Consider the following 12,809-nt stretch of genomic DNA (forward strand, 5'->3'; position numbering starts at 1 on the left):
GATATGCTGAGCCGGACCGCGAACAACCTCTTCTGGATCGCCCGTTACATGGAACGGGCGGAAAACATGGCGCGCCTGCTGGAAGTAGGGGCGCGCATTTCTCTGCTGCCGTCGATCCACGGCTATCGCAGCGAATGGGACAGCCTGCTGCAAGCCTCCGGCACGGCCGAGGGGTTCCAGCGCAAATATGGCGATCCGGTGGCGCGCAACATCGAAAGCTATCTGTTCTTTGACCGGGATAACCCGTCCTCCGTCATCTCGTGCCTGACGGAGGCGCGGGAAAACGCCCGCATCGTCCGCACGGCGCTGACGACGCAGGTCTGGGACGCGCTGAACATGGCGTTCCAGGAGCTGAAGCAACTGGAGCGGACGCCGCGATCCGAACTGGAACTGACGCAGCTGACCGAATGGGTCACGCGGACGGCGGCGCTGGTGCGCGGGTCCATCGGGGCCACGCTGCTGCGCAACGACGGGTACGAGTTCCTGAACCTCGGCTATGCTCTGGAGCGGGCGGACGCGACGGCGCGGCTGATCGACGTGAAGTATTACGTGCTGCTGCCGCGGGTGGAGTTCGTGGGCTCCGGCCTCGACAACTATCAGTGGATGACGCTGCTGCGCGCGCTCTCGCTGCACCGGGCGTTCCACTGGAGCTATGCGGGCGACATCACGGCGCGCAAGATCGCGGACTTCCTGATCCTGAACCCGCAGAACCCCCGCTCGCTCGTGACCAGCGTGGAAGCGATCAACGCCTCGCTCACGCAGATCTCGAAGGCATATGGGCGTCAGATGGACAGCCAGATCCGGGCTCAGGCCCTGCTGGCCACACTGGGTGAACAAAGCGTGGACGAGATCTTCGATCAGGGGATGCATGAATTCCTGTCGGGGTTCATTGGCGAGGTGGCGATCCTGTCCCAGCAGGTTCGTGAAAATTATCTGACGGGGGACGTGCGATGATCCTGACGGTCGAACATATCACGCGTTACCGCTACGATTCGCCGGTGCGGGGGCTGGTGCAAAGCCATCGGCTGACACCGGCCACGACCGAAGGCCAGCGGGTCCTTGACTGGCAGGTGGTCGTGTCGGACGGCCTTCAGGGCGGCACCTTCCGCGACGGCGCGGGCGATGTGATCGAAAGCTGGTCCGTCCTTGGCCCGGTGGACGAGGTGGAGATCCGCGTAACCGGCCGGGTGGAAACCAACGATCAGGCGGGCGTGCTGCGCGGGCACCGCGAAACGATCGCGCCCTTCTGCTATCTTCGCGACACGGCACTGACCCATCCGGGCGGGGCTATCCCGACGCTGGCGCGCAGCGCGTTGGGCCGGGAACCGTTGGCGGCGGCGCATCATCTCGCCTCGCTTGTGGGGGAGATGATCGTCTGGACCACGGGCGCCACGCAATCCCAGACCACGGCCGCGGAGGCGCTGGAACGCGGGCAGGGGGTTTGCCAGGACCACACCCATGCGCTGGTCACGCTGGCGCGGGAGATCGGGATGCCCGGACGCTACGTGTCCGGCTATCTAATGGCCGAAGGTTTGCAGGAAGCGGCCCATGCCTGGGCTGAACTTTACGTGAATGGCTTGGGCTGGGTGGGCTTTGACGCGGCCAACCGGTGCTGCCCGGATGACCGATATATTCGCCTGGGCTCGGGACTTGACGCGCAGGACGCGGCCCCGATCCGCGGATCGGCCCGCGGCGGCGGCGGCGAGGTTCTGGATGTGACGGTTGCGGTCCAGCAGGCACAGCAGTAGGGTCCGTGCCTGAAAAGGAACGGATGAACGATGACTTACTGCGTTGGCCTCTTGCTGAATGAAGGGATGGTCCTTCTGTCGGACACGCGAACGAATGGCGGGTTCGACAACATCGCCACCTATCGCAAGATGTTCCTGTTCGAGGAGCCGGGCGACCGCATCATCGCCATCATGACGGCCGGATCGCTGTCGGTCACGCAGACGACAATCGCGCGCCTGCGCGAACAGATCAAGGCGCGGGACGCCGACGGGGACACCTCGATCATGAAGGCGCCCTCGATGCTGAAGGTGGCCGACATCATCGGCAACATGCTGGCCGAGGTGCGGGCCGACGTGGATGACAAGCTGTCCTCCATGCGGCAGTCGGCGCTGGCCAGCATGATCGTGGCCGGACAGGTCAAGGGCGGCGAGATGCGGATGTTCCTCATCTATCCCGAGGGCAACTTCATCGAAGCGACCGAAGACACGCCCTTCCTGCAGATCGGCGAGCACAAGTACGGCAAGCCGATCCTGGACCGGGTGGTGCGGCCGCAGACGTCGCTGGACGACGCACGCAAGGCGGTTCTGCTGTCGATGGATTCCACCCTGCGCTCGAACCTGTCGGTCGGGATGCCGCTGGACCTTCTGTGCGTGCGCCGCGACGACCTGCGCGCGACCGAGTTGCGGCGGATCGAGGCGGGGGATCCCGTCTTCCGGGAAATGTCGGACGCTTGGTCCAACGCCCTGCGCGACGCCTTCGTGAAGATCAGCGTCTGAACAGCGCTTCCGCCGCGTCCAGGAAGGCCGCGCGGATTTCGGAACGTTCCATCAGGATCTCATGCTCTGCCCCCTCGATGGCGGTCAGGACGGCGCCCTCCCACCGGGCCATGCGCGCTCGGATGGCCGCCACGTCCACCACCCGTTCACGCGACCCGACCATGGCCATCGCGGGCACGGGCGGGCAGGAGCGCGCGGCAAGGGTCCGCATCTCGCGCAGCGCGGCGTTCAGCCAGCCCAGGCTGGGCCCGCCCAGCATCCGGTCGGGCATCGCGGCGGCTTCGGCCTTCAGCCGGGCAAAACTCTCGGGGTCGGAGGTGAGGGTGTTTCCCGCAAACGCGGCCTCGGCCACATAGGGGATGGACGTCAGACCGGGGACCGACCGGTCTGCCCGGTTCAGAAGCGAGGGACGGCCGGCCACCAGATGCGCCACGGGCCGCATCAGCCCTTCCATCGGCAGCCCCCACATGGGTGCGCTGAAGGCGACGGCGGCCACGTCGGCCCCATCCATCAGCCAGCGCAGGGCGATCAGGCCGCCCATGGAATGCGCGATCACGAAGACCCGCCCCGCAAGCAGGGGAAGGATCGCGCGCAGGTCCATCTGGTAGTCGGAAAAGTCCTGCACATGACCGATCATCGGGTCAGGCAGGAGCCGGTCGGACCCGCCCTGTCCGCGCCAGTCCAGTGTGACGACGGACCAGCCGCGGGCCACCAGCACTTCGGCCACCGGCTCGTACTTTTCAATGTACTCGGTGCGGCCTTGCAGCAGAAGAACGGTGTCCGCCCCGCCGTCCCATCGCCGGGCGCGCAGGCGGGTGCCGTCTTCGGCCACGAGCACCCTCACGACAGGGACGCGCCCAGTTTCATGGCCATCGGCATGGAGCCGTCGACCTTCAGCCGCCCCGTCATGAAGGCCGTCGCGGGCTTCAGGCGCCCTTCCAGCAGCGCACGGAAATCCTCGACCGAGGCGGTGAGGGTCACGTCCGCGTCCCCGTCTGCCTCGCGCACGCCGGTGTGATCGGCCAGGATCGTGCCCTCGCCCTTCAGCACGAACTTCGCCCGGCCCTCGAAATCCTTGAGCCGCGCGCCCAGCCGTTCCACCGCCTTGTCGATCACTTCTCCCATCTGCACTCCTTGGGGGTTCTGGTAATTTGCGCCTGCGGCGTTACGTTGGGAATATGAAAGCGCGCCGCCCGATTTTCCATGCCCTTCTTGCGACCTTGTTGGCCACCCCCGCCGGGGCGGCCGATCTGGACGCGCTGTACGACCGTCTGGCCACCGCCTCCGAACAGGAGGCCCCGCGGCTGGAGGCCGAGATCGAGGGCGAATGGCAGAGGTCCGGATCCGCAAGCATGGACCTGCTGTTGCAGCGGGGGCAGAACGCGCTGGCCGCCGGTGACACGGCGGCCGCCATCGACCATTTCAGCGCCGCGATCGACCACGCACCCGATTTCGCCGAAGCCTACAATTCCCGCGCGGCGGCCTTCTTCCAGGAAGGGGATTTCGGCCCCGCGATCACCGACATCGGGCAGGTCCTGAGGCTGGACCCGCGCCATTTCACGGCCATCACCGGCCTTGCCCTCATGCTGGAGGAGATGGACCGCCCCAGGGAGGCGATCGAGGCGTATCGCGCCGCGTTTGCTATACATCCCCACCTGCCCGGGGTAAGGGACACCATCGACCGGCTGACGGCCGAAACCGACGGGCAGGAGATCTGACGCCGATGCGCCAGAACGGGCGGGTGACGGCGGTCCTGGGGCCGACCAATACCGGAAAAACCCATTACGCGATCCAGCGGATGCTGGGCCACCGGACCGGCGTCATCGGGCTGCCGCTGCGGCTGCTTGCGCGCGAGGTGTATGACCGCATCGTGGCGCAGCGCGGCCCTTCGGTCGTGGCGCTGGTCACGGGCGAGGAGCGGATCGTGCCCGAGCGCACCCAGTACTGGGTCTGCACCGTGGAAGCGATGCCCCAGGAGATCGGCGCGGATTTCGTCGCCATCGACGAGATCCAGCTGTGCGGCGACCCGTCGCGCGGACATGTCTTCACCGACCGCCTTTTGCGCGCGCGGGGGCTGCACGAGACGCTGTTCCTCGGCTCCGAGGTGATGCGCGGGGCCATCGCAGCCTTGGTGCCGGGGGTAGAGTTCATGCGGAGGGAGCGGTTTTCCACGCTCACCTATTCCGGATCGAAGAAGATCAGCCGGATGCCGCCGCGCAGCGCCATTGTCGGATTTTCGGTCGAGAACGTGTATGCCATCGCGGAACTGATCCGGCGGACCAAGGGCGGATGCGCCGTGGTGATGGGCGCGCTATCGCCCCGCACGCGGAACGCGCAGGTGGATCTGTATCAGAACGGGGACGTGGATTACCTGGTGGCGACGGACGCCATCGGGATGGGCCTGAACCTTGATGTGCGGCACGTGGCGTTTTCGTCGACCGAGAAGTTCGACGGCCACCGGATGCGCCCCCTGTTCCCCCACGAACTGGCGCAGATCGCGGGCCGGGCCGGGCGGCACACCGAACCCGGCACCTTCGGCGTGACCGGCGAGGCGAGCCCGCTGGAGCCGGAGGTGGTGCGCGCGATCGAAGAATCACGCTTCGCCCCGATCAAGAAACTGCAATGGCGCAACGAGGCGCTGGAGTTCGGCACCATCGACCGTCTGGTGGCGAGCCTTGAGGCGCCGACGCAGAACGAATGGCTGTCCCGCACCCGCGAATCCGACGACCTGCACGCGCTGAAGGCGCTGGCGGCCCTGCCGGACATCCGCGACCGCGTTCGGTCCCCGCAATCGGTGCGGCTGCTATGGGATGTCTGCTGCATCCCGGATTTCCGTGGAAAATCAGGGGGTGAGCATATCAGCCTGCTGACCCGCATCTTCGAATTCCTGCAAGGCGGCAAGGTCCCCAACGACTGGCTGGCCGGCGTGATGAAGCGCATTGACCGTACGCAAGGGGACATTGACGCCCTTTCCCGCCGGTTGGCGTATATTCGCACATGGACCTATGTGGCGCAGCGCAAAGGCTGGGTGGAAGACGAAACCCATTGGCGGGACGAAACGCGCGCTGTAGAAGACCGACTGTCGGATGCGCTTCACGCGCAATTGACCCAACGATTTGTCGACCGGCGCACTTCGGTGTTGATGCGGCGGTTGAAGCAGAAGGAGACCCTCGTGGCCGAGGTGAACGACAAGGGTGAAGTGACGGTCGAAGGCGAGTTCGTCGGTCGTCTGGAGGGCTTCCGCTTCCGGCAGGACGCATCAAGCTCTTCCGAAGAAGCGAAGACGCTGCGGCAGGCGGCCTTCCAGGCGCTGCGCCCCGAGTTCCACCTGCGGGCGGACCGGTTCTACAACGCGCCGGACACGGAGATGGACTTCACCGAGCAGGGGGGCCTCATGTGGGGCAACCAGGCGGTGGGCAAGCTGGTGACGGGCGGCGATCCGCTGAAGCCGCAGGTCGAGGCGTTCGTGGACGAGGAAGCCGGCCACGACGTGTCTGAGAAGGTGAAGCGCCGTCTTCAGCACTTCATCGACCGCAAGGTGGCGGCCCAGTTCGAACCGCTGCTGAACATGGCGCGCGACGAATCGCTGACGGGTCTGGCGCGGGGCTTTGCCTTCCGCCTGGTCGAAGGCATGGGCGTTCTTCCCCGCGACGGCATCGCCGAAGAGGTGAAGGCGCTGGATCAGGACTCCCGCTCGGTGCTGCGCAAGCATGGCGTGCGGTTCGGCCAGTTCACGGTGTTCCTGCCGCTGCTGCTGAAGCCCGCCGCGACGCGTCTGCGTCTGGTGCTGTGGTCGCTGGCCAACAACCTGTCGGAATTCCCTGAAAGCCCGCCCCCGGGCCTTGTCACGATCCCGAACGTGGACGGTGTTCCGCGTGAGCATTACACGCTGGCCGGCTATCACCCCGCCGGCGTGCGCGCGATCCGCATCGACATGCTGGAACGTCTGGCCGACCTGCTGCGCGGTCAGGACAGCCGTGGCGGGTTCGAAGCGACGCCGGACATGCTGTCCATCACCGGCATGACGCTGGAACAGTTCGCCGACCTGATGGGCGGTCTGGGCTACAAGGGCGAAAAGGCGGAACGTCCGAAGGCGCGTCCGGCCAAGCCGGTGGATGGCGCGGACCCTGCGCCCGAACAGAACCCCATCCCGGAAGGCGAAACGGCCGAGGTGGAGATGGAGTCGTTCTACACCTTCACCTGGGCGCCGCGCCGTCGCGATCCGCAGCCGCGCCGCGAGAACAACCGCCCGCCGCGCAAGGAGGGCGAACAGCGTTCCCCCCGCAAGGAGGGCGAGGCCCGCAGCGACGCCCCCCGTCAGGGCAAGCCGAAGCCCAAGGGCAAGAAGCCCGAGCGTGAGGATCGTCCCCGCCAGTTCGAGGCGCGTCCCGAACGTCCGGTGAAGATCGATCCCGACAACCCCTTCGCGGTTCTGGCCGCGTTGAAGAAAAGCTGACATGCGGCCCGTGATGCGCCTGGACAAATGGCTGGTTCAGGCGCGTTTCTTCAAGACCCGCGCGATTGCCCTGGCCGAGGTCGAGGCCGGGCATGTGCGGATCAACGGCACGAAGACGCGCAAGCCGTCCAGCGGCGTCGGGGCCGGGGACGCGCTGACCTTTCCGCAAGGCGGTCGGATCCGGGTGATCCGCGTGATGGACCTTCCGATCCGCCGGGGACCCGCGTCCGAAGCGCAAGCGCTTTACGTCGATCTGACGGAGGATGTTCCCCTGGGTGAAGACGAGGCGGAATGACTTTCCTGCAGGACCGGCGGCCATGTGGCACCGGTCTTTCCTTTTGCTGGGCGCTTGCCCTTTTCCCGCGCGGGGAATAGGTAACGTGCCACCAGCCGCAAGCGGATATTCGTTATGACCTATGTCGTCACCGACAACTGCATCGCCTGCAAATACACCGACTGCGTGGAGGTGTGTCCGGTCGACTGCTTCTATGAAGGCGTGAACACCTTGGTGATTCACCCGGATGAATGCATCGATTGCGGCGTGTGCGAACCCGAATGCCCGGCCGACGCCATCCGCCCCGACACGGAGCCGGCGATGGACGAGTGGGTGGAGTTCAACCGCAAGTTCTCGCTGCAGTGGCCGGTCATCACCCAGAAGCGCGATCCGCTGCCGGAAGCCGCGGAACGTGACGGCGAAACCGGCAAGCTGGAGAAGTATTTCATCGCGGAGCCGGGCGAGGGTAACTGACCTTTGCAAGGCGGCGGTTGGAAACGGCGCGATTCTGTGGTATGACGGTGTCACAACAGTCGCGGAACCGGCAAATGCGCCCTTCTGCATGTGACGCGGAGACCTTGTTCCAACGACAAATCTTCCCCCTTGTCCCCCCGAAATTCGTTTCGGGCGGATATTTGTCGTCGGTCAGGTGAAATACGAGGAATCGAATGACCAAGACCAAAAAGCCCGAATACCGCCCGGATGATTTCGTCGTCTATCCCGCGCATGGCGTGGGAAAGATCATCTCGATCGAGGAGCAGGAAATCGCGGGCATCAAGCTCGAACTGTTCGTGATCTCGTTCGAGAAGGACAAGATGACGTTGCGCGTGCCCACGCACAAGGCGACGGAAATCGGGATGCGGTCGCTGTCGGATCCGGACGTGGTCGCGCGGGCGCTGGACACGCTGAAGGGCAAGGCGCGCGTGAAGCGGGCCATGTGGTCGCGTCGGGCGCAGGAATACGAACAGAAGATCAACTCGGGCGATTTGATGTCGATCGCCGAAGTGGTGCGCGACCTGCACCGGTCGGACGATCAGCGTGAACAGTCCTATTCGGAACGTCAGCTGTACGAATCGGCGCTGGAGCGTTTGACTCGTGAAGTGGCCGCGGTGTCGGGCACCGACGAGGCTGGGGCGCAAAAGCAGGTGGACGACGTTCTGCTGTCGCGCGCGGCCTGAACGGCCTGTCGTTTCGTGTATGCAAGCCGCGGCCCCGCGCCGCGGCTTTTGCATGTCAGCCCGGCATGTTCAGGGCGTAAAGCTGGTTGCCCTTGCGATAGTGGACGGCGTTTTCGGTGATGGCGGCGACGACGCCACCGTCGATGCGGTCACCCACGCGAAGGCGGCTGATGCGCCCGTTGGTGCCGCGCACAAGGGCGGTGCGGTTCGACGATTTGCCGGTGATGCTGATGACGTTGGTCTGGCCCAGGGGCATGGCGTCCTGTTCGGTCGCCTGCTGCGCGACCGAAGCGCGGGTGGGGATGCGGGGGGCCGTCGGCGTCGGTTCGGCCTTGGCCACCCGCGCGGGCTGACGCGGTGCCGTCACGGGCGCTGGCGGGGCGGCGGCAGGGGCGGGCGCGGCCTGCTGCACCGGCGGGGGGGGCGGAGGGGCTTCCAGCGCCGCCGCCAGCGCCGCGTTGACCGAGGCGCGCGACACGCCCGAGGGCCGCATCTGGGGCCGTTGGGACACGGCCACCGCAAGCTCCGTTCCGCGTTCCTGGGGTGCTGCCGTGATGGCCGCATTGGCCGCCATTTCCGGACGGATCAACGGGCGGGGGCTGGCGTCCAGTCCGCCTTCCTCATCCACCGCTTCGGCCATTTCCTCTTCGGTGGGGGCCAGATCCTCGGGGCGCAGGCGGGGACGCATCTCTGAAATGGCAGAGGCTGCGTCCGTGACAACGGACGCAGCCTCGGAAGCCGGTTCTTCGACGGTGGCCACGGGAAGCGCGGGGCGAGCGCGTGGCGTCACCTGCGCCAGACGTCGGTCTGGATCGGGCGGGGCCGTGTCCGCCTGGGCCAGAAGCAGGGCCGGCGGAGGCGCCACGGCCTGCGCCAGGATGACCGTGGCCGGCCGATCGTCCGCCGTCGCCCGGTAGACATGCGCCGTCTGGACCACGTACGGCGGCGGCGCGTCCTGCGTCAATGAAGCCGCGATCAAAGTCGCCGGGGCCGTCGCGGCCTCGGCCATGGAGATCATGGCCATTGGGCGGGTCGACACGCCGGCCTGAGCCGCCTTGGGCGCGGCCCCTTCAAGGAAATAGGAGGAGAAGGCCGCCGCCACCGCCAGCGCCAGAAGCAGAAGCACCGTCAGCACTATGCCCATCAGGCGGGGCTTCACGCGCTCCCCAGAGGGGCGGCCGGTCGCGGCAGGCTTGGGCCGGCGCTGCGTGACCCGCAACGGAGGCGGCGTCATGTCCGTGCGGGCGGATTTCGGGGCGAAATCCACGAACGGTGCTTCGTTGGCGGCCGAGGTGACGCGCGGCGTCAAGCGGTTGGACTTGGCTTCCACACGGCGCACGGGCGCCGGGCCGCGTTCGGCGCGCAGGGTCGGCTTGGCGGTGAAGGACGGATGCTCGAACACCGGAAGGGGGGCCGCGACGGAAGCCGCGGGCGCTTCGGGAATGGGCCGCGGCTCCGGCTCCGCCTCGGGCGGGGCGGGGGGCGGCGTGGGTTCGGACTCGTACAACTCCGGCTCCGGCTCGAACGGCTCTGGTTCGGGCAGGTAGCGGGCGGTTTCCGGTTCCGGCTCGGGAAGATAGCGGGATGTTTCGGGTTCCGGCTCCGGCAGGTCCACGTAATGCTGTTCGGGTTCGGGTTCGGGTTCCGGAAGGGATACGGGTTCGTCTTCCGGAAGGGACACGCGTTCGACGAACGTCTCCTCCACGGGCATCGCTTCCGCCACCGCAGGGGCCGGCTCCGGTTCCGGCTCTTCCGTCAAGGGTTCGGGAGTCGTTTCGAACGGCTCCGCTACCGCTTCGGCGGGGGGGACGTCGTCCTTGACGACAGGGGGAACCTCCTGTTCCACCGGCTCGTCCCACAGGTCGACGGGTTCGGCGGCCACCGAGCGCAGAAGCAATGCGTCGCGTTCCACAACGTCGCCGTTCACGAAACGGGGCGCGACCATCGTGGTGCCGAACCACGGTTCCTCGGGGAGGCGGCCTTCGGGGGACAGGGCGGTGAACGCCACGGGGTTGAAGCCGTGATCGGTGGCAAAGCCCTCCACCTCGTGCAGAGTTTCGCGGGCGACGATGGCCAGATGCGCCTGCCCGTCCCGCAATTCGCGGTCATACACCAGTTCGGACACGTCGTAGGGGGTCCGCCCCTCCAGCGCCTCCAGGATGCTGGCGTCGTGATCGTCCCCCTCGATCCGAACGGTGGTGTACAGGATCTGCGAGGTGGGAATGGCCAGCTTCGTGACCAACGTCCCCTCGGCCAGCCCCTCGGCGCGGGCGCGCAGGTCGGACAGGCGTTCGGCCAGATCGGGATCGTCCAGCGCCACCGTGTCGATCGGCGTCCAGCCGTCCTGCCGATGCAGGAGCGTCACGGTTTCTTCGCTGAAGACAAGGGCAAAAGCGGGGATCATGGGGTGGTCTGCTCTGTCGCAAGGGGGCGGGAGTTGACCTCCCATTCTGCCAAGGATGTTAAAGCAGCTTTCTGCCGAGGGAAAGAAGAACGCGTGGGCTCCGGCAATTTCACGCTATGTTGGCCGCAGACACGCATGAAGGAGCGCGGAATGAACACGTTGAAGGCCATGTTGCTGGGCACCCTCCTGGCCGCACCGACGTTGGCGGTGGCCGATCACATCACGGTCACGGGCGAGGGGCAGGTCGCCGCCGCGCCGGACATGGCTACCCTGATGCTGGGCGTGACGGCGCAAGGCGCCACGGCGACCGAGGCGATGCAGGCCAACGCCACGCAGCTGACGGCCGTGATGGACCGGCTGAAAGCGGCGGGCATCGCCGACGCCGACATCCAGACCACCGGCCTGCAACTGAACCCCAACTGGACGCAGGCGGAAAATCAGGCCCGCCGCATTGATGGCTACACCGCCGACAACATGCTGACCGTCCGCCTGCGCAAGATCGACGGCTTGGGCGAAGTTCTGGACACGGTGGTGGCCGACGGGGCCAACACGCTGAACGGCATCTCGTTCGATCTGGCCGATCCGAAGCCGCTGATGGACGAGGCGCGCAAGCGGGCCGTGGAAGATGCAAAGGATCGCGCGCGCCAGCTGGCCGAGGCGGCGGGCGTGCAACTGGGCGGCATCGAATCGATCATCGAAGGCGGCGGCGCGCAGGGGCCGGTTCCGATGTTCCGCATGGAAGCCTCGGCCGCGACGCCCGTCGCGGGGGGTGAAGTGACGCGTTCGGCGCAGGTCACCATCACCTTCGACATCCCCGACGCGACCTAACGCGTCCAGAACCCTTCGCGGCGGATGCGGTTGCGAATGGCCTGTTCTTTCCGGGGCAGGTCGTCCTGATCGAACAGGGCACGGACGCTGTCGCCGTGACCGTCGTACAGCATCTTCCGCGCGGGGCCGTACTTCTGAAGCACGGGGCGCACCACGGCCTGCTGGGACACGCGCTTCATCATGGCGATGGCCCGGTCGCTTTCGCGGGCGAACATCAGGGGCAGGACACGCCAATGGCAGGTCACGTCCCCGTCCAGCCCCGCAAGCTCCGGCCCTGGGCGTCCACCGCCGAAGGACGCGATGACCAGCGGCAGCACCGCCTGGTCCAGCCACGGGTCCATCGGCTGGCAGGCCAGAACCTCCGGCCGGTCGCGCCAGAGGCGGGTGGCCCAGTCCAGATAGCGCGCCCCGAAGTCCTGCGGGCGGCTGTGGAAGAACCAGCCCGCGTTGAAATAAAGATAGCGCTGCCAGTAATCCTCCGGCTCCTCGGGGGCGAGGGTTGGCTCGAACGGCACATCGAACAGTTCGTAAAGCGCCTTCCACGTTTCCCCGACCGTGGGGCCATACGGCTCTTCCTGCGGCCAGGTGTTTTCCCGCTTCATCGAGGCCGAGGGGCGGTCGAAGTCGAAGGTCACCTTGGCGAAGCTGTCGGTGATGATCGTGTCGGTGTCCAGAAACAGGAACGGCTCGTTCGGAAGGGCCGACAGCGCCTCGATCTTGTTGCCGTTGGGATAGGCCGCGCCGAACACCTCGGACTTGAAGGGAATGATCTCGGCGTCCAGCTCGCGCAGCAGGTCGCGGGTCTTCTTGCTGATGCGGGGATCCTCGTCGCCCCAAAGACGACCCGGCTGGGGTTCGGCGATGAACAGTGTGCCCGGAAAGTCCGGATCCGCCAGGCGGAGGGAGGCGGCCAGGATGACGGCTTCGTATTCCAGCCGGCCGGATTGCGCGATCGCGAGGATGTTGAAGGACTGACGTGCCATGAGCTTCCCGAATGCAGCGTTCACCAACCTTTATAAAGGGTTGTCGGCCGGAGGGAAGGAAAGATGGTGGGCGACCCTGGAATCGAACCAGGCACGAGTCGCCTCGGCGGAGTTACAGTCCGCTGCCGCACCTTGCAGCACGTCGCCCACTGGAGGCGGGACATAAAGAAGCCTGTCGCGGG

The 12,809-nt window shown here is 66.6% G+C and carries 13 protein-coding genes and 1 tRNA gene; 9 read left to right on the forward strand and 5 right to left on the reverse strand.

Annotated elements, in window-relative coordinates:
* Window positions 1-3 precede the first annotated feature (3 nt).
* From ACSHZY_RS12280 to ACSHZY_RS12290, 3 genes are read left to right on the forward strand one after another with little or no spacing between them, the layout of a single operon-like run.
* The gene (locus ACSHZY_RS12280) at window positions 4-954 is read left to right on the forward strand and encodes an alpha-E domain-containing protein (RefSeq protein ID WP_435169507.1); all 951 of its coding nucleotides are present in this window, start codon (window positions 4-6) and stop codon (window positions 952-954) included.
* A complete protein-coding gene (locus ACSHZY_RS12285) occupies window positions 951-1,748 on the forward strand; it encodes a transglutaminase family protein (protein WP_435169509.1) in 798 nt (265 codons plus the stop codon). Before ACSHZY_RS12280 ends, ACSHZY_RS12285 begins: the two co-directional genes overlap by 4 nt.
* A 30-nt stretch (window positions 1,749-1,778) precedes the next feature.
* Window positions 1,779-2,504 carry a proteasome-type protease gene (locus ACSHZY_RS12290; RefSeq protein WP_435169511.1) on the forward strand — a complete coding sequence of 242 codons (726 nt, stop codon included), beginning with the start codon at window positions 1,779-1,781 and terminating at the stop codon, window positions 2,502-2,504.
* Here ACSHZY_RS12290 and ACSHZY_RS12295 read toward each other — a convergent pair.
* Together ACSHZY_RS12295 and ACSHZY_RS12300 are read right to left on the reverse strand one after the other, a co-directional pair.
* On the reverse strand, window positions 2,494-3,348 hold the full coding sequence (locus ACSHZY_RS12295; RefSeq protein WP_435169513.1) for an alpha/beta fold hydrolase: 855 nt from the start codon (window positions 3,346-3,348) through the stop codon (window positions 2,494-2,496). The genes ACSHZY_RS12290 and ACSHZY_RS12295 overlap by 11 nt on opposite strands.
* On the reverse strand, window positions 3,345-3,629 hold the full coding sequence (locus ACSHZY_RS12300; RefSeq protein ID WP_435169514.1) for an SCP2 sterol-binding domain-containing protein: 285 nt from the start codon (window positions 3,627-3,629) through the stop codon (window positions 3,345-3,347). Before ACSHZY_RS12300 ends, ACSHZY_RS12295 begins: the two co-directional genes overlap by 4 nt.
* 95 nt (window positions 3,630-3,724) lie before the next feature.
* On the opposite strand from ACSHZY_RS12300, the gene ACSHZY_RS12305 reads away from it, so the two are divergent.
* From ACSHZY_RS12305 to ACSHZY_RS12325, 5 genes are all read left to right on the forward strand, one after another.
* Window positions 3,725-4,222 carry a tetratricopeptide repeat protein gene (locus ACSHZY_RS12305; RefSeq protein WP_435169516.1) on the forward strand — a complete coding sequence of 166 codons (498 nt, stop codon included), beginning with the start codon at window positions 3,725-3,727 and terminating at the stop codon, window positions 4,220-4,222.
* Window positions 4,223-4,227: 5 nt separating this feature from the next.
* A complete protein-coding gene (locus tag ACSHZY_RS12310) occupies window positions 4,228-6,960 on the forward strand; it encodes a helicase-related protein (RefSeq protein ID WP_435169518.1) in 2,733 nt (910 codons plus the stop codon).
* Between the two features lie 13 nt (window positions 6,961-6,973).
* Window positions 6,974-7,255 carry an RNA-binding S4 domain-containing protein gene (locus tag ACSHZY_RS12315; protein ID WP_435169520.1) on the forward strand — a complete coding sequence of 94 codons (282 nt, stop codon included), beginning with the start codon at window positions 6,974-6,976 and terminating at the stop codon, window positions 7,253-7,255.
* A 114-nt stretch (window positions 7,256-7,369) separates the two neighbouring features.
* On the forward strand, window positions 7,370-7,708 hold the full coding sequence (gene fdxA / locus ACSHZY_RS12320) for a ferredoxin FdxA (protein WP_271971711.1): 339 nt from the start codon (window positions 7,370-7,372) through the stop codon (window positions 7,706-7,708).
* A 194-nt stretch (window positions 7,709-7,902) separates the two neighbouring features.
* Entirely contained in the window at window positions 7,903-8,412 is a 510-nt protein-coding gene (locus tag ACSHZY_RS12325; protein ID WP_435169522.1) for a CarD family transcriptional regulator, read from the forward strand.
* Between the two features lie 55 nt (window positions 8,413-8,467).
* Here the strand turns inward: ACSHZY_RS12325 and ACSHZY_RS12330 are convergent, their stop codons facing one another.
* On the reverse strand, window positions 8,468-10,816 hold the full coding sequence (locus ACSHZY_RS12330; RefSeq protein WP_435169524.1) for a hypothetical protein: 2,349 nt from the start codon (window positions 10,814-10,816) through the stop codon (window positions 8,468-8,470).
* A gap of 150 nt (window positions 10,817-10,966) precedes the next feature.
* Here ACSHZY_RS12330 and ACSHZY_RS12335 point away from each other — a divergent pair, with 150 nt between their 5' ends.
* Entirely contained in the window at window positions 10,967-11,644 is a 678-nt protein-coding gene (locus ACSHZY_RS12335) for an SIMPL domain-containing protein (protein ID WP_435169525.1), read from the forward strand.
* Here the strand turns inward: ACSHZY_RS12335 and ACSHZY_RS12340 are convergent.
* Entirely contained in the window at window positions 11,641-12,627 is a 987-nt protein-coding gene (locus tag ACSHZY_RS12340) for a hypothetical protein (RefSeq protein ID WP_435169527.1), read from the reverse strand. The two genes, ACSHZY_RS12335 and ACSHZY_RS12340, sit on opposite strands and share 4 nt — an antisense overlap.
* A gap of 64 nt (window positions 12,628-12,691) precedes the next feature.
* Window positions 12,692-12,775: transfer RNA gene (locus ACSHZY_RS12345), tRNA-Tyr, on the reverse strand.
* Window positions 12,776-12,809: the final 34 nt, after the last annotated feature.

The organism is Falsirhodobacter sp. 1013, assembly GCF_051195255.1.
Classification (GTDB): Bacteria; Pseudomonadota; Alphaproteobacteria; order Rhodobacterales; family Rhodobacteraceae; genus Falsirhodobacter.